This is a genomic window from Streptomyces plumbidurans, from assembly GCF_019857225.1.
Classification (GTDB): Bacteria; Actinomycetota; Actinomycetes; order Streptomycetales; family Streptomycetaceae; genus Streptomyces; species Streptomyces plumbidurans.
In genome coordinates this window covers 187,266-204,374 of the sequence record NZ_JAFJSY010000016.1, presented here as the reverse complement: position 1 = coordinate 204,374, position 17,109 = coordinate 187,266, and the positions used below count along the sequence as shown (strand labels likewise).

At 71.0% G+C, this 17,109-nt stretch carries 14 protein-coding genes; 9 read left to right on the top strand and 5 right to left on the bottom strand.

Features of this window, described 5'->3' with window-relative positions; genetic code table 11:
- Window positions 1–140: 140 nt before the first annotated feature.
- Complete coding sequence (locus JYK17_RS13880) at window positions 141–1,154, bottom strand: LacI family DNA-binding transcriptional regulator (protein WP_222810466.1); 1,014 nt, start codon at window positions 1,152–1,154, stop codon at window positions 141–143.
- A gap of 178 nt (window positions 1,155–1,332) precedes the next feature.
- Between JYK17_RS13880 and JYK17_RS13875 the strand changes: the two genes are divergently transcribed.
- From JYK17_RS13875 to JYK17_RS13845, 7 genes are all read left to right on the top strand, one after another.
- Window positions 1,333–3,156, top strand: coding sequence for a glycoside hydrolase family 2 protein (locus JYK17_RS13875; RefSeq protein WP_222810465.1), 1,824 nt, complete (start codon window positions 1,333–1,335; stop codon window positions 3,154–3,156).
- Window positions 3,157–3,219: 63 nt separating this feature from the next.
- Entirely contained in the window at window positions 3,220–4,563 is a 1,344-nt protein-coding gene (locus tag JYK17_RS13870; protein ID WP_108014326.1) for an ABC transporter substrate-binding protein, read from the top strand.
- A gap of 35 nt (window positions 4,564–4,598) precedes the next feature.
- On the top strand, window positions 4,599–5,504 hold the full coding sequence (locus JYK17_RS13865) for a carbohydrate ABC transporter permease (RefSeq protein ID WP_108014325.1): 906 nt from the start codon (window positions 4,599–4,601) through the stop codon (window positions 5,502–5,504).
- Between the two features lies 1 nt (window position 5,505).
- Window positions 5,506–6,447: a carbohydrate ABC transporter permease gene (locus JYK17_RS13860; protein WP_108014324.1), complete on the top strand. Its 942-nt coding sequence runs from the start codon at window positions 5,506–5,508 to the stop codon at window positions 6,445–6,447.
- A gap of 58 nt (window positions 6,448–6,505) precedes the next feature.
- Window positions 6,506–7,975, top strand: a complete 1,470-nt coding sequence (locus JYK17_RS13855; RefSeq protein ID WP_108014323.1) for a family 43 glycosylhydrolase — start codon at window positions 6,506–6,508, stop codon at window positions 7,973–7,975.
- Entirely contained in the window at window positions 7,972–9,327 is a 1,356-nt protein-coding gene (locus JYK17_RS13850) for a family 43 glycosylhydrolase (RefSeq protein ID WP_108014322.1), read from the top strand. Before JYK17_RS13855 ends, JYK17_RS13850 begins: the two co-directional genes overlap by 4 nt.
- 150 nt (window positions 9,328–9,477) lie before the next feature.
- A complete protein-coding gene (locus JYK17_RS13845; protein ID WP_108014321.1) occupies window positions 9,478–12,114 on the top strand; it encodes a WD40/YVTN/BNR-like repeat-containing protein in 2,637 nt (878 codons plus the stop codon).
- 40 nt (window positions 12,115–12,154) lie between these two features.
- On the opposite strand, the gene JYK17_RS40510 is transcribed toward JYK17_RS13845, so the two are convergent.
- The gene (locus tag JYK17_RS40510; RefSeq protein ID WP_234548335.1) at window positions 12,155–12,712 is read right to left on the bottom strand and encodes a hypothetical protein; all 558 of its coding nucleotides are present in this window, start codon (window positions 12,710–12,712) and stop codon (window positions 12,155–12,157) included.
- A 71-nt stretch (window positions 12,713–12,783) separates the two neighbouring features.
- Window positions 12,784–13,287 carry a MarR family winged helix-turn-helix transcriptional regulator gene (locus tag JYK17_RS13835; RefSeq protein ID WP_108014319.1) on the bottom strand — a complete coding sequence of 168 codons (504 nt, stop codon included), beginning with the start codon at window positions 13,285–13,287 and terminating at the stop codon, window positions 12,784–12,786.
- 39 nt (window positions 13,288–13,326) lie between these two features.
- Here JYK17_RS13835 and JYK17_RS13830 point away from each other — a divergent pair, with 39 nt between their 5' ends.
- Entirely contained in the window at window positions 13,327–14,262 is a 936-nt protein-coding gene (locus JYK17_RS13830; RefSeq protein WP_108014318.1) for a DMT family transporter, read from the top strand.
- Window positions 14,263–14,366: 104 nt separating this feature from the next.
- On the opposite strand, the gene JYK17_RS13825 is transcribed toward JYK17_RS13830, so the two are convergent.
- Both JYK17_RS13825 and JYK17_RS13820 read right to left on the bottom strand, forming a co-directional pair.
- The gene (locus tag JYK17_RS13825; protein WP_108014317.1) at window positions 14,367–15,299 is read right to left on the bottom strand and encodes a squalene/phytoene synthase family protein; all 933 of its coding nucleotides are present in this window, start codon (window positions 15,297–15,299) and stop codon (window positions 14,367–14,369) included.
- A 31-nt stretch (window positions 15,300–15,330) separates the two neighbouring features.
- Window positions 15,331–16,263 carry a LysR family transcriptional regulator gene (locus tag JYK17_RS13820; RefSeq protein WP_108014316.1) on the bottom strand — a complete coding sequence of 311 codons (933 nt, stop codon included), beginning with the start codon at window positions 16,261–16,263 and terminating at the stop codon, window positions 15,331–15,333.
- Between the two features lie 83 nt (window positions 16,264–16,346).
- On the opposite strand from JYK17_RS13820, the gene JYK17_RS13815 reads away from it, so the two are divergent.
- Window positions 16,347–17,108, top strand: coding sequence for a sulfite exporter TauE/SafE family protein (locus tag JYK17_RS13815; protein WP_108014315.1), 762 nt, complete (start codon window positions 16,347–16,349; stop codon window positions 17,106–17,108).
- Window position 17,109 lies beyond the last annotated feature (1 nt).

Sequence of the window (17,109 nt, the reverse complement as noted above, 5' to 3'; positions counted from 1 at the left end):
GCCCGGGCCCTGCGCTGCTCGCCCGCGCCCCATGCCCGCGCCCCGCGCCGCTCGCCCGCACCCCCGCGCCGGTGCAAGAGCGCCCGTGCCGGTGCAAGCGCGCCCGCGTCAATCCCAGGGCCCCCAGGCCAACCCGTGCCTCAACCCCCCGTACTCTCCCGCACGATCACCCGATGCCCCACCACCTGATCCCTCAGCTCCACCGCGTCCGGTGCCTCGATACGTTCCAGAAGCAGATCCACCGCGGCCCGGGCGATCTGTTGTTTGTCCGGGGCGACCGTGGTGAGGCTGGGCACGCTGAAGCGGGAGGCCTCGATGTCGTCGAAGCCGATCACGTCGAGGTCGCCCGGCACGGAGCGGCCCAGGTCGTGGAGTGCGCGCAGTGCGCCCAGGGCCAGGTGGTCGTTGAGGCACAGCAGGGCGTCGGGGCGGGGGTCGCGCTCCATGAGGGCGGCCGCGGCGCGGGCACCGTCCCGCCAGTGGTAGGCGTCCACGGGGACCACGAGGTCCGGCTCGAAGGGCAGACCGGCCGTCTCCATGGCCTCGCGGTACCCGTCGGTGCGCAGCCGGTCGGTGCCCTGGCGGCCGCGGACGGCGCCGCCGATCACGGCGATACGGCGGCGGCCCCGGGACAGCAGATGCTCGGTCGCCTCGCGGGCCGCCGCGACGTTGTCGATGCCGACGTGGTCGGTGCCGCCCTCGGCCGGGCGCTCGCCGAGCAGCACCACCGGCAGGCGCCGGTCCCGGGTGGCGAGGTCACGCGGGCGCAGGGCGAGCGGGCTGAGGATGAGCCCGTCGGAGAACTGGGCGTCGAAGCCGTGCAGTGCGGCCAGTTCGCGCTCGCGCACGGCGCCGGTCTGGTGGATGAGGACGGTGCGCCCGCGGGCGTCGGCCTCGGCCATCACATGCTTGGCCAGCTCGGCGAAGTACGCCACGTCGAGCTCGGGCACGGCAAGGGTGATCATGCCGGTACGGCCCTGACGCAGCTGCCGTCCCGCGATGTTGACGCGGTAGCCGAGGGCGTCGATGGCCTCCTGGACGGCGGCGCGGGTGCGCTCCGAGACGTGCTCGAAGTTGTTGATCACGTTGGAGACGGTCTTGGGCGAGACGCCCGCGTACTCCGCCACGTCCTTGATCCTGGGTCTGGCCGCCACGCTGTTCTTCCTTCCGCCTGCCCGTGATCGTACCGACCACCAGAAATCGCTTGCGGTCCGGACCGGTTTCCGCCGACCCATTTACAACGATGTAATCGCCATGGTGACATAGCGCCGCACAGTCCCGGCACCGCCCCACGGCGCAAGCCCGGCACCACCTCAAGGCGCAAGGAGATTCATGCCCACCCCTCGTCCCTCGGATCCGCCCCGCCCGGAGTACCCCAGGCCGCAGTTCGTGCGCGAGGCCTGGCTGAACCTCAACGGCGAGTGGCAGTTCGAGATCGACCGGTCCGACACCGGGCTCGAACGCGGACTGCGCGAGCGTGAACTCGGTGACCGCATCGTGGTCCCGTTCTGCCCGGAGTCGACGCTGTCCGGGATCGGCGAGACCGACTTCCTCGAAGCCGTGTGGTACCGGCGCACCGTCACCGTCCCCGAGGACTGGGCGGACTCCCGGGTCCTGCTGCACTTCGGCGCCGTGGACCACGACACCACCGTGTGGGCCGACGGCGTCGAGGTGGCCCGGCACCGGGGCGGCTTCACCCCGTTCACCGCCGACCTCGGCGAAGTGGCCATCGCCGGGCGGGAGTTGACGATCGTCGTACGGGCCCGTGACAGCCGCCACGGCGTCCAGGCCCGAGGCAAGCAGGCCACCTGGTACGCCAACTCCCACTGCCACTACACCCGTACGACCGGCATCTGGCAGACCGTGTGGCTGGAGCCCGTCCCGCGGACCGCAGCCCTCGCGCGCCCGCGCGTCACCCCCGACCTGGCCTCCGGCTCCTTCCACCTGGAACTGCCGCTGACGGCGAACCTCCCCGGCCACCGGGTGCGCGCCACCCTCGCCGATGAGCGGGGTGAGATCCTCACCGCCGAGACCCGCGCGGACCTCGACCTCGCACCCCGGCTGGTGCTCGCCGTGCCCGGCGACCGGCTGCGCCCGTGGTCACCGGCCGACCCGCACCTGTACGACCTCAGCCTCCAACTCCTCGACGCCGGCGGGCGGATCGTGGACGCGGCCACCTCCTACGCCGGTCTGCGCTCGGTCTCCGTGCGGGGCAAGCGGCTGCTGCTCAACGGCGAGCCGGTCTTCCAGCGCCTCGTCCTCGACCAGGGCTACTACCCCGACGGCCTGATGACAGCACCCACCGACGCCGACCTGGTCCGCGACATCGAACTGGGCCTGCGCGCCGGATTCAACGGCGCCCGGCTGCACCAGAAGGTCTTCGAGGAGCGCTATCTGCACCACGCCGACCGGCTCGGCTACCTGGTCTGGGGCGAGTTCGGCGACTGGGGCTGCGAGACCGGCGTCCGCGACGACAACCAGCGCCCCGACGCCTCGTACGTCACCCAGTGGCTGGAGGCGGTCGAACGCGACTACTCGCACCCCTCGATCGTCGGCTGGTGCCCGCTCAACGAGACCTACCAGCCGCTGCACGACCGCATCACCCAGCTCGACGACGTCACCCGCGCCATGTTCCTGGCCACCAAGCAGGCCGACGCCACCCGCCCGGTCATCGACGCCTCCGGCTACGCCCACCGGGTCGCCGAGACCGACGTCTACGACTCGCACTGCTACGAGCAGGACCCGGCCGCCTTCGCCAAGGCGATGTCCGGGCTCGCCGAGAACCGGCCGTACGTCAACGCCGCACCCGACGGGCGGCCCTGGTCGGTGCCGTACCGCGGACAGCCGTACTTCTGCAGCGAGTTCGGCGGCATCTGGTGGGACCCCGAGGCGGCGGCCGCGGCCGGCGACCAGCGCGACGCCTCCTGGGGGTACGGCGAACGGCCGTACGCGGAGGAAGAGTTCATCGAGCGCTTCGCCGGGCTGACCGCGGTGCTGCTCGACGACGCGGACATGTTCGGCTACTGCTACACCCAGCTCACCGACGTCTTCCAGGAGCGCAACGGCGTCTACCGCTTCGACCGCTCCGAGAAGCTCGACACCGCTCGGCTGCACCGGGCCCAGACGCGTCCGGCGGCGTACGAGAGCACACCGTAGAACCCGCTCACGCGGAGCACACACCCCTGCCCAGAACTTACATCGATGTAAAGAGGGAGCACCATGACCGGCACACCCGCACCCGTCGGTCCCCCCGGCCTGACCCGGCGCCGCGCGCTCACCGCCGCGCTCGCCTCGGGGGCGGCCGTCCTGGGCGCCGGAACGCTCAGCGGCTGCGGTTCCGCGCAGGCCGCCGACGCCTCGACCGTCCGCCTGTGGGACCTGTTCAGCGGGGCCGACGGCGGTCTGCTCAACGACATGGTGCGCGCCGCGGCCCCCGACATGCCGGGCACGCACATCGAGCGCACCGTCCTGGAGTGGGGGACGCCCTACTACACCAAGCTCGCCATGGCCTCCGTCGGCGGGCGCGGCCCGGACGTCGCCGTGTCGCACATGTCCCGGCTGGCCGGCTACGCGCCCACCGGGCTGCTCGACCCGTGGGACCTGGACCTGCTGGCCGAATACGGCATCAGGCGCGAGGACTTCACCGACGCCGTGTGGGCCCGCACCCAGTACCGCGGACACACCTACGCCGTCCCGCTGGACACCCACCCGTTCATCGTCTTCTTCCACCCCGGACCGGCCGCCAAGGCGGGCCTGCTCACCAAGGACGGGACGCTGGACGCGGAGGCGTTCTCCTCGCCCGACCGCTTCCTCGCCGCCGGCAAGGAACTCGCCAGGGCCTCCGGCAAGCAGGGCATCGCCTTCGGCTATGTCACCGACACCGCCCAGGGCTGGCGCCTGTTCTACGGCCTCTACAAGCAGACCGGCGGCGCCTTCGAACTGCCCGAGGGCGGCCCCGCGAAGGTCGACGTCGACCGCATGACCGAGGTCATCGCCTTCATGGCCAAGCTCGTCGACGGCAAGGTCAACCCGGGACGGCTCGACTACGCCGCGGCCATCGCCGCCTTCGCCAACCGGCAGACCGCGATGATCCTGTCCGGCGAATGGGAGCTCGGCACGTACCGCGCCGCGGATCCGAAGGTGAGCGCCGCACCGTTCCCCACCGTCTTCGGCACCCCCGCCATCTATGCGGACTCGCACTCCTTCGTGCTGCCCCACCATCCCGACCCCGACCCCGAGCGGCGCCGCCGCACCCACCGTGCCGTCGCGGCCCTGCTCAAGGCCGGCCAGATCTGGGCCACGGCGGGCCACATCCCCGCCTACGGCCCCGTCACCCGCACCGCCGCCTACCACCGCCTCGAGCCCCAGTCCCACTACGCGCAGGCGCAGAACCACGTCGTACTCGACCCCACGGCCTGGTTCGCGGGCGCCGGCTCCGACTTCCAGAACGCCATGTCCCAGGTCCTGCAGCAGGCCCTGCTCGACGGCCTCGCTCCGGACCGTGCGGCACGCGCGATGGTGCGTCGCCTCAACACCTTCCTGTCCAAGCCCAGCCCGGCCTGACCCGATCGCGCACCCCTTCGCCCAGGAGCACAACGATGTCCTCTCCGCATGCCGCGCCCCGCCCCGGGGCCACGCCCGTGCGCCGAGCGGTCCCGCCCGGCCTGCTGTTCGCGCTGCCCTTCCTCGTGCTGTTCGCCGTCTTCATGGTCTGGCCGCTGGTCCAGGGCCTGTGGATGAGCCTGACCGACGCCTCCCTGTCGGCCCACGACCCGAGCTTCGTCGGTTTCGACAACTTCACCGAGGCGTTCCAGGACGCCGAGATGTGGCGGGCGCTCGGCCACACCGTCCTCTTCACCCTCATCTCGACCGTGCCCCTGGTCCTGGTCGCGCTCGTGATGGCGCTGCTCGTGCACACCGGCCTGCCCGGCCAATGGGTGTGGCGACTGGCCTTCTTCGCCCCCTACCTGCTGCCCGTCGGCGTCGTCAGCCTGCTGTGGATGTGGCTGTACCAGCCCGACCTCGGCCTCTACAACCATCTCCTGGACGTGGTGGGCCTCGGTCAAGTGGCCTGGCTCAGCGACGAGTCGGTCGCCATGTGGGCCATGGCCCTGACCACGCTGTGGTGGACGGTCGGCTTCAACTTCCTGCTCTACCTGGCCGCGTTGCAGGCCGTCCCTGACCATCTCTACGAAGCCGCCGCCCTCGACGGCGCCGGGGCCTGGCGACGCCTCTGGTCGATCACGCTGCCTCAGCTGTCCCGTATCACCATGGTGATCACCGTCCTGCAGATCCTGGCCTCCCTGAAGGTCTTCGACCAGATCTATCTGCTCACCAAGGGCGGCCCGAACGGCTCCACCCGCCCGGTCGTCGAGTACGTCTACGACGTCGGCTTCACCGGCTACCGGCTCGGATACGCCTCGGCGATCAGCTATGTCTTCTTCGCCCTGGTCCTGATCGCCTCCGCCGCCCAGTACGCCGCCCTCCGCCGCCGGGAGAAGTGACATGACCTCCACCGAGCTGCACGTCAATACCGCCCCGGCAGCACAAGCGGCGGGCCCCATACGGGAGTTGAACATCACCCGGCGCGCCCGCGGCGGCCGCACCAACCTGACCCTCGGCGAGAACCGCGTCAGCCGCGTGCTCGCCCTCGGCGCCCTCGCCGTCCTGGCGCTGGTGTGGGTGCTGCCGGCGTCCTGGGCGCTGCTGACCGCGTTCAAGTCCGAGGCCGACGCCAGCGATCCCGCGCACTGGTTCTGGCCCCGGCACGGCTTCACCCTGCACGGCTTCAGCACCGTGTGGGAGCGCGGCGACCTGCCGCTGTGGATGCTCAACAGCCTGCTCATCTCGGCCGCCGTCACGGTGATCACCGTGCTGGTCTCGGCGATGGCCGGATACGCCTTCTCCCGCACCCGATTCCCCGGCCGCCGCCCGCTGTTCGTGCTCACGGTGGCCGCCGTGCTGGTGCCGCCGCAGATCCTGATCGTGCCGTGGTTCCAGCAGATGCTCACCCTGCATCTGCTCGACACCTACGCCGCGGTGATCCTGCCGCAGACCGTGGCGCCCGTGATGGTGTTCATCCTGAAGAAGCACTTCGACTCGCTGCCGGGCGAGCTGGAGGAGGCGGCCCGCATCGACGGCGCCGGTCACTGGCGGATCTTCTGGTCGGTGCTGCTGCCGCTGTCCCGGCCGATGCTGGCGGCCGTCGGGATCTTCGTGTTCATCGGGGCGTGGAACAACTTCCTGTGGCCGTTCGTGTCGACGTCCGACCCCGCGCTGATGACCCTGCCGGTCGGCATCACCTCGGTGAAGGACGCCTACGGCATCCAGTACGCCCAGACCATGGCCTCCGCCGTTCTCGCGGCCCTGCCGCTGGTCGTGGTCTTCGTGTTCTTCCAGCGACACATCGTCAAATCCGTGGCCACCACGGGTCTGGGCGGTCAGTGAGGTCGCTGGGACACTGTCGAACCGTGCACTCGCCTACATCGATGTAAAGGAGCCGTCCATGCGCGTCAGACCGCGCATCACCCCCCTCACGGCCGTCCTCTCGCTCCTGGCCGTGCTGCTCGGACTCGTCGCCGTCACACCGGCCGCCGCCCGGCCCGCCGCCACCGCGGTCGGGCCGGCGAAGGCCCAGGCCGCGGCAGGCACCTTCCGCAACCCGCTCAACACCGGTCCGGACCCGTTCATGACGTACTGGAACGGGAACTACTACCTGACCACCACCCAGGGTGACAGCATCCGCATGTGGCGTTCGCCCTCCCTCGGCACGCTGCTGACCGCCGACCCCGTCACCGTGTGGACGGACACCGACCCCTCGCGCAACCAGCACATCTGGGCACCGGAGTTCTACCACTTCGGCAACCGCTGGTACCTCTACTACACGGCCGACGACGGCACCGACGACCACCACCGCGTCTACGTACTGGAGTCCGACGGCGACGACCCGGCAGGCTCCTACCACTTCAAGGCGAAGCTGGCCCCGCCCAACCACGCCTCCGACTTCGCCATCGACCCCGGCATCCTGCAGCACGACGGCCGCCTCTACCTCGCCTACGCGGGCATCAACCAGTACCAGCACAACGGCATCAACATCGCCCCGATGTCCAACCCCTACACGGTCTCGGGCGACGCGGTCGCGATCGACGCCGCGGGCGGCTGCCCCGAGGTCCGCGAGGGACCGGAGTTCCTCAATCGCAACGGCCGTACGTGGATGACGTATTCGACCTGCGACACCGGCAAGCCGGACTACCAGGTCTGGATGATGTCGCTGGCCGACGGCGCCGATCCGCTCGTGCCCGCCAACTGGCAGCAGCACTCGGGGCCGGTCTTCTCCCGCGCCGACGACCACGGTGTCTACGGCCCCGGCCACCACGCCTTCTTCCGCTCGCCGGACGGCACGGAGGACTGGATCGTGTACCACGCCAAGTCGACCTCGGCGTACACCTACACCGACCGCACCACCCGCGCCCAGAAGATCATTTGGAACGCGGACGGCAGCCCGAACCTCGGCCGGCCGCTCGCCATGGGAGCGACCCAGGACCTGCCCTCGGGCGACCCCGGCTCGGGCACGTACTGGATCAACGACGACGGCCGCTCCAGCGGGGACGGCACCCTGGGCTACACCGGCACCTGGAACTCCGGCACCGGCTGCGCCACCCAGTGCTTCTGGGGCGACGACCACTGGATCGACCAGGCGGGCGACACCGCGACGTTCACCTTCACCGGCACCCGCATCGCCCTGCTCTCCGTCCGCGACACCGGCAACGGCATCGCCGCGATCAGCGTCGACGGCGGCGCCGAGCAACGCGTCGACTTCTACGGCGCGATCCGCACCGGAGAGACCCTGCAGTACCTCAGCCCCAGACTCCCGTCCGGCCGGCACACCCTGCGGGTACGGGTGACCGGCGAGCACAGTGCCTCGTCACAGGCAGCGTTCATCAGCATCGACAGAGCGGAGGTGTACACCAAGTGAGCGCATGCATAAGGCACTTCAGACGCCTCGCCGCGACCGTGACGGTCCTGGTCGCCGCGACGCTCGGCCTGTCCGCTACACCCGCGGCCGCCTCGGACGGGGCCCGCCTCGTCATGGACCGGGACTTCGCCGACCCCGACGTGGTGCAGGTGGGCACCACGTATCACGCCTACTCCACCAACGCCGACGGCAAGTACATCCAGCACGCCACCTCCACCGACCTGGTGAACTGGACGATGGCCTCCGCCGACGCCCTTGCCGGCGTGGGCAGTTGGGCCAAGTCGGACCGCTCCCTGGTGTGGGCGCCCGACGTCTTCGACAACGGAGCCGGCTTCACCATGTACTACGTCGCCCGGGACCGGGCGAGCGACCGGCAGTGCATCGGGGTGGCCCGATCGGCGTCCCCGGACGGCCAGTTCACCCCGGTCGGTGACGCTCCGCTGGTGTGCCCGGCCGCACAGGGCGGCGCGATCGACCCGTCGACGTACACCGAGAACGGCCACCGCTATCTGCTGTGGAAGAACGACGGCAACTGCTGCGGCCTGGACACCTGGCTGTATCTGCAGGAGGTCGCCTGGGACGGCACCCGCACCACCGGCAGTCCCGTCCCGCTCGTCCACGCCGACCGCTCCTGGGAGGGCGGCCTCGTCGAGGCGCCGACCCTGGTGAACCGAGCGGGCCACTATGTGCTGTTCTACTCGGCGGACTTCTACGGCGACGACCGCTACAAGACGTCCTACGCGGTGGCCGACAGCCTCACCGGCCCCTACACCAAGGCCGCCGCCCCGCTGATGACCACCGACTCCTTCTCCGGGACCGTCCACGGACCCGGTGGGCAGGACGTGGTGACCGGACCCGACGGCCGCGACCGGATCGTCTTCCACGGCTGGAACGCCGACCGCACCCACCGCTCCCTGTATGTCGCGGACCTCGGCTGGGCGAACGGCTATCCGGTCGTCGACGGCAGCAAGGTGATCTACCAGGCGGAGAACGCGGCGGTGCACGACGCCGCCGTACGGGACGCCACGGGCGCGCTGGACGGCCGGGCCGTCGGGCACATCGACAACGACGACAGCTATGTGGAGTTCTCGGTCTTCACCCCCGCCACCGGATCGCACACCCTCACGGTCCGCTACGGCAACGGCTCGCTGGACGCCGCCGGTTCACCCGCGGCTTCCTCGCACCGTCTCACCGTGAACGGCACCGCCGCGGGCGAGGTCCGCTACCCGTACACCGGCTGGGACAACTGGCATTACACGGCGGTCTCCGTCGACCTGCACGAGGGCTGGAACACGATCCGTCTCGGCAAGGGCGAGCTGTACGCGGAACTCGACAGCATCGAAGTCGCCTGACGGAGAGGGGGAGACCAACGGCCGGTCTCCCCCTCGGCCGTCGCGGTGACAGGTTCCGGACAAAAAATTGGCCAAAAGTCAGACACTCCGGTCCGTGCGGTGATCGGGTCTCCTGCGACGGCAGTATCCACACCCGCTCGGGAGGATTTGATGCCAGCACGAACCCGCAGAAGACGATGGCTCACGATCTGTGCCATCACCGCCACCGCCGGGCTCCTCGCCATACCCGCGAGCGCGGCGCCCGGCCGCCACACCGACCCCTTCGGGGCCCGCACGCTCGCTCAACTCGCCGACGAACGCCAGCAGTCGGCCGACGCGGCCACGCCCAAGCTGAAGGCGGACGACGGTGACGACGGCGGCGAGGCCGACGAGATAGCCGAGGGCGCGGACCAGTACGCCGAGGCCCGCACCGCTCCGGGCATCGTCGCTCCGGGCGCCTACGGCGCCGCCTTCGAGAGCCTGAGCAAGCTGCCCCGCACCGGCGGCAGTTGGCGCGACATCACCCATCTGCCCTACGACTCCGACGACCCGCGCTACCGCGACATCGACTCCAACTCCAGCGGCGGCTCCGGCCTCGTCACCGGCCGCATGGCGGCGATGGCCGCGGACGACCACGGCTACGTCTACGCGGGCAGCGCCGGCGGGGGAGTGTGGCGGTCGAGAACCGGCGGCGGCCACTGGCAGCCCATCAGCGACCGGCTCTCCACGCAGTCCACCGGCGCGCTCGCCCTGGACGGCGGCGGACGCCTCTGGCTGGGCACCGGCGAGGCCAACACCAACGCCGACGCCTATCTCGGCAGCGGTGTGTACGTGCTGTCCGACCCCCACCGCGGCACCTTCTCCGCACGCAACCGGGTCGGCGGCGACCAGCTGGAGAGCACGACCGTCCGCCAACTGCGGTTCGGCGGCGGCAAGGTGTGGGCGGCCACCAGCGAAGGCGTGTGGAGCCACTCCACCAAGAGCCTGCGCGGTGCCTGGAAGCTCGAGTTCGCGCCCAACCCCGAATATCTGCCGGGCGGTTCGAAGGCGCACGACGACGACGCCGCGTACAAGAACATCACCAACGACATCGCCATCGACCCCAAGGACCCGTCCAAGGTCATCCTCGCGGTCGGCTGGCGCAGCGGCGACGACTACAACGGCTTCTACACCAGATCCGGCGGCAGCTGGACGCGGATCACCAGCGGCTTCGGCGACATGCCGACCGACCCGGACAACGTCGGCACGGTCACCTTCGCCCACTCCGCCGACGGTTCGCGCTACTACGCCATCGACCAGTCGCCCGAGCAGCTGGCGACCAACCCGGACAGCAATCTGGAGGGCATCTACAGCGCCGCTTCGCCGTTCGGGCCCTGGACGAAGGTCGCCGACTACAAGCAGCTGGCCGCTGACGGCTCCGCGCTGACGGACGCGGGCTACATGCCCGGCGTACAGGCCTGGTACAACCAGTTCCTGACCGTCGACCCCGCCGACCCCCAGCATGTGTACGCGGGCCTGGAGGAGGTCTTCGAGTCCAAGGACGGCGGTGCCGACTGGTCGGCCGTGGGCCCGTACTGGAACTTCCCGTTCCCCTGCTGGAGCATCGACCCGGGCAAGCAGACCGGCGACTGCAGCCAGACCACGCACGCCGACCAGCACGGCGTGGCCATCGGCCGCTACCACGGCAAGAGCGTCGTCTACGTCGGCGACGACGGCGGCGCATACCGGCGCCCGGTCAACGGCTCCGAGGACTCCGCCGGGCACGCCACCGACTGGGTGTCGCTCAACGACGGCTCCATCGACACCCTGCAGTACTACTCGGTGGGCATCGGCAAGGACCCCGGCCACCACGGCGTTGCCGTCACCGGCGGCCTGCAGGACAACGGCCAGTCGATCCTGCGCAGCAACGACAAGGTGATGGGCTCCAACTTCGGCGGTGACGGCGGCGACACCCTCACCGACCCGGCCAACGGCTGCAACATCGCCCAGGAGTACGTCTACCTCGCCATCCAGGTGACCCAGAACTGCGCCGTCAACGACGGCAGTTGGGTCGACGACCCGAGCAAGGCGACCTCGTACGACATCGCCCCGGCCGACAGCGCCACCGGTGAGGCCCGCTTCACCGCCCCGCTCGCGGCCGACCTGAAGAACAGCTCGGCCTGGGTCGCGGGCGGCCGTCATGTGTGGGTGCAGTCCCACGGCTACGCCATCCGCAGCGGCAGCGAGTGGAAGAGCGTGTACGACCTCGGTGAAGGCCGGACCGCGACCGCCTTAGCTGCCTCGGGCGGCAAGGTCTACGCGGCCTGGTGCGGCCCCTGCAACGAGCAGGGCTTCGCGCGCGGCATCTCCGTCGGCAACGCGGACGGCACCGGCTGGCACGACATCAGCCTGCCGGTGGACGGGACCGTGCCGAACCGCTACCTCAGTGGCTTCGCCATCGACCCCAAGAACGCCGACCACGTCTTCCTCGCGGTCAACGGCTTCTCCCGGCACTGGACCGAGGGCCCGGGCGCCGGCTTCGGCCACGTCTTCGAGTCCACCGACGGCGGCACCACCTGGAAGGACATCTCCGCCAACCTCCCGGACGTGCCGACCAACTCCGCGGTCGTCACGCCCGACGGCGGTCTCGCCGTCGCCACCGATCTCGGCGTCGTGTACCGCGCGCCGGGCCACACCAAGTGGCAGCGCGTCGGCTCCCTTCCGGCCGTCGCCGTGCTCCAGCTGAAGCTGAGCCCCGACGGCGCCACCCTGTACGCGGCCACGCACGGCCGGGGCATCCTCACGACCCGGGTGCGTGACTGCCACTGACGCACCACTGAGGAACGAGGGGTGATCCCGGTCTTAGGGGTCACCCCTCCTTCGGATACGGCACGACGCTCATGTCCAGCGTGAACACGGCGCGCGCGGCACCCGCCACGTCCGGCGCCTTCGCCAGCGCGGTGACCTTGGCCTTGCCGCCCCGGGTGCCCGCGCACCGCAGCGTGGCACGGGCGGTGCCGTGCACGTCCACCCGCCAGCCGTCGGCCACCACGAACACCGCCGCCGAACTGTGCACGGCCGTCCAACGCCGGTCGTCGACCCGCGGCTCGAGCACCAGCGACACGACCGTCCCGGGCCGCACACACAGCTGCCGCACGGGTGAGTCGCCGGGGGAGACGGTCACCTGCACATGTCCGGCGACGCAGTTGCCGGTGGCCGTGGAGGGCGAGGAGGCGGGCGCGGACGGGGGCGGTGTCGAGGGCGTGGAGGTGGGGGAGGGCGAGGGCGTTGTCGATGGCGACGTCGACGGCGATGTCGGAACCGGCGTGGGCGACGACTCCGCACTCGACGCATCCCCTGACGACGCACCGCAGGCCGCGAGCGCGACCAGTCCGGCAACCGTCAGACCCGCAATCCACCAGCGCATGCCGTCACCTCCCGGCCGTTCGGACGACTACCAGGATGCTCCCATGCCGCGGTGGGGGTGACGTGATGGCGTTACTGCGGCGGCTCCACCCGGCCGAGCCAGGCCGTGAGCAGGGCCTCCAGATGCGCCGCCTCCTCGGCCGTCAGCGCGTCCAGCAGGCGCCGTTCGTTGCGCATGTGCTCGGTGAAGGCCGCGTCGATCAGGTCCCGTCCGGCATCGGTCAGCGCGACGACACGGCCCCGCCCGTCGGTCTCGGAGCGCCGTCGGCTCACCAGGCCCGCGCGCTCCAGCCGGTCGATCCGCTTGGTCATGGCGCCGGTGGTCACCATGGTGTGCTGCGACAGCTCGCTCGGCGCCCGCTCGAACGGTTCACCGCTGCGCCGTAGCGTGGCCAGCACGTCGAACTCACCCTCGCTGAGGCCGAACCGCCGGTAGACGACGCAGAGTTGCTCGGTGAGCAGTCCGCCGAGGCGATGGAGGCGGCCGATCACCCCCTGTGGGCGCACATCGAGGTCCGGGCGCTCGCGTGCCCACTCCGCCTGGATCCGGGCCACATGGTCGAGGTCGTCAGCCATGCCTTCACTATAGCTTCCGAGGAAGGTATATTAGCTTCCATGGAAGCTACCTTGCGGTGGACGGCGGTCACGGCGATCGCTCCCGTGGCCTGGGGCACGACGTACTACGTCACCCACGAATTTCTCCCCGAGGGAGATCCGCTGTACGGGGCGGTGATCCGGGCGCTGCCCGCCGGCGCCCTGCTGCTGGCGGTCGCCCGTAAGCGCCCGCACGGCTCCTGGTGGTGGAAGTCGCTGGTCCTCGGCACGCTCAACACGGGCGTCTTCTTCTTCCTCGTCTACGTAGCCGCTCAGCTGCTGCCCACGAGCCTCGCCTCGACGATCATGGCGACGTCACCGCTGGTGATGATGCTGACGGCCTGGCCGCTCCTGGCCGAGCGCCCGGCGCCACGCCATCTCGCGGGCTCGGCCGCCGGGATCGTGGGCGTGTGTCTCATGCTGCTCACCGGTGTGACGCGGGTGAACGCGCTCGGCGTGCTCGCCTCGGTCTCGGCCCTGATCCTGTCGTCGCTGGGGTACATCCTCGCCAAGCGCTGGAGCCACCAGGTCGACGTTCTCGCCGCCACGTCCTGGCAGCTCGTCGCGGGCGGTCTGCTTCTGCTGCCGGTGGCGGTCGTCGTCGAAGGGGCGCCTCCCGCCCTCGAGGCCTCGGCCGCGCTCGCCTTCGGCTACGTCACGACGGTCGCCACGGCACTCGCCTTCGCCGCCTGGTTCGCCGGACTGCGCCGACTGCCTGCGGCGACCGTAGGGCTGGTGGGGCTGCTCAACCCCGTCACGGGTGTCCTGCTCGGCACGGTCGTCGCCGGTGAGGCCCTGACTCTGCAACAGGCGGGCGGACTTGCCCTGGTCCTGACCGGAGTCCTGCTCGGCCGACCGGTCGGCGAGCGCGTGCGGGGAAGAGCGGCTGCGCCCGACCCGACGCCCCACTCTCCGGTGCCCACCGGTGCCTGCACCGGTCACCGGCACAGCGCATGACGGTGATGCGGCCTACGGCCCCGGGCCAGGCCCTGTCCGTCGGCCGGCCCCAGCGCGCGCCGACCTCACCCGGACTGACGCTGCGATTCGGAATGACGCTGCGATCAGGACTGACGCCGCCGTCGTCGAGCGGCGCGGTGCTGGTGCATCAGCAGGCGCAGGGTCGCGAGTACGTCCGGACGCGCGCCGCGTGTCAGCAGCGCGGCGCCCTTGCGCTGCACGTCCCGCAGGCGCAGGCGCTGGACCGCGATCAGCGTTTCGAGGAACGGCTGCTGTTCCGGCTCGACGAGGTCCGGAAGGTCGCGGCAGGAGTCCAGCGCGGTGCCGGCGAGGCGTGCCTGGTCGGCGACCAGACGCTCGACGGCGGGCAGGTGATCGCCTGTGCCGCGCGCCAGGTCCGCGATGTCGAGACCGAACCGTTCCAGCGCGTCACGCGGAACACCGACTCGGCCCTCGGCGGCGTCCTCGGACAGGTCCGCCAGGAAGTCGATCCGCTGCATGGCCTCGATCAAGGTCCTGCAGCCGTCCCGGAACGTCAACGCGTCCGCGGACGGCGCCAGTTCGAGCAGCGACGCCGTGAGCATGAGGGCGGGCAAGCAGTAACTGTCCACGTACGCCTGGAACTCGGCCTCGGTGTCGAAGCCGGACCAGGCGACCTCCGTCGGCGCACCGTCGAGGAAGTCCCGCACACGCGCCGCCATGAAGGGATGCCGGCGAGCGGTGTCCGCGAGGGCCCTCAACAGGGGCTGCTCAGCGCTTCCTGGCTGCTTGAGCGCGGCTGTGACCTGCTCGTCCCAGGAGTGCAGTGCCGCCTGCCGGGCGCTCGTCTCCCCGCTGTCGATGCGCTCGTCGGTCTCGTGCATGAAGGCGACGGCCGCGACGACGGAGGGGTGCAGCCGCGGCGGGAGGAGCAGCCGGACCGCGAGGTGCTCGGCGGCTGCGAACCGCCGGACCGCCGCGCGCTGCAGGCCGTAGTCCCTGCGCAGGGCAGGATCGCTGATGCCGCACTGGTCCAGGGCGGTCGACCACCTGCTCACATCTCTCCTTGCTCCGGGGCCGTCGCGTCGGTCAACGGCGCGTCAGCGTATCGGGCTCTTGCCGCAAGGGTTCGGAAAGGGCGGCCTCGCGCAGATGGCGGGCCAGGGCCCCGGTGGCTGCTGCGCGGGGGGCGTCGTCCTTGACGCCCCAGGCGAGCAGATGGTCGCGGTGGGCCCACGGATCCTGCAACTCGCAGAGGTCGAGCGCTGCTTCGGGGTCGATGGTCCGGCGCGGCACGACGGCGAGCCCCACACCGGCGGCGGCGAGCGCGACCACCTGGTTCAGCCCGGCGACGGTGGTGCGATAGCGCACGGCCGGAGCCCGCGGACCCACATGCGTCTCGATCCAGCGGCGCAGCGACGAACCGGCGGCGAGCCCGACCATCGGATGCTCCGCTGCCTCGTTGTACGTGACCGCGGTGCGCCCGGCGAGGATTCCGCCGGCCTGCCCGATCACCACCAGGGAGTCGTCGCCGAGGGACTCCATCCGCAGGCCGCAGTCACGGGCCTCGTCGCCGACGAGCACCCCCAGATCCGCCTCGCCGTCGGTGAGCCTGCGCACGGTGTCCGGGGTGCGGCTCTCGGAGACCGCCACATCCACGTCCGGGTGCGCCCGCAGGAACGACACCAGTGCCCGCGGCACCAGCCGGTGCATCGCGGAGCCACCGCCCAGCAGGATCAACGGGGCGGCCGGGGAACGGGTGTAGCTCGCCACGGCGCTGTCGAGCCGCGCGGTCTGGGCGAGCACCTCTCGCGCGTGCCGGGCCAGCGTCGTCCCGGCCGGGGTGGGCCGCACCCCGCGTCGGCCGCGGACGAGCAGGTCCACTCCCGCGTGATGTTCCAGGGCGCGCACTCTCGCGCTGGCCGAGGGCAGGCTCAGATGCATCCGGCGGGCGCCGCCGGTGATCGACCCCTCGTCCACGATGCCGAGGAAGAGCCGAAGATCGTCCAGGTCGTAACGCACCTCCTCAGCCTAAGGCCCAGCCTTAGGCTGCATGCGCGGATAACGCATTGTGAGAGGTCCTGTCACGGGGAGATGCTCGGCAGATGTCGCCGTTGCTGCTCCTGCTGCTGGCCGGTTGTGTCGCCGGTGCGCTCAACGCCGTGGGCGGGGGAGGCACCTTCGTGGCCCTGCCCGCGCTCGTCTCCGTCGGTCTGTCACCGGTGACGGCGAACGCGTCCTCGACCATCGCGCTCGTCCCGGGAGCGGTGGCCGGTGCCTGGGTGTACCGGCGCGACCACAGGCCCGTAGGACCGGCGCCCACATGGGCGTTGACGTCCGTGAGCGTGGTCGGAGGAGCGATCGGCGCGGGCGCACTGCTGGTGCTGCCCGCGACATCGTTCGAGGCCGCGGTGCCGTGGCTGCTCGCCTTCGCGACGGTCCTCCTCGCATTCGGACGCCGTGTCTCGCGCGCCCTGAGCACCGCACTGGGCCGCCCGCTCGGCATGAGTGCCACGGCCGTTCTGCTCGGTCAGCTGGTCCTCGCCCTGTACGGCGGATACTTCGGCGGGGCCGTAGGCATCATGATGATGGCCCTGTGGAGCATCGGCCTCGGACTCGACACGGCCGCCGCCAACCCGATGCGGATCACCCAGCTCGCGGCCGTGTATCTCAGTGCGACCGCGCTCTTCGTCGTCGCCTCCGACGCGCTGAGCAGCGGGCGCTTCCTCGCCGCCCTGCTGATCGGAGCGGTGGCCGGCGGTGCCGCCGGAGCCCACTTCGCCCGCCGGATTCCCTCCTGGCTGCTGCGGAGCGTCATCCTGACCACCGCCGTGACCATGACCGTCCTGTATTTCGTACGCGGCTGAC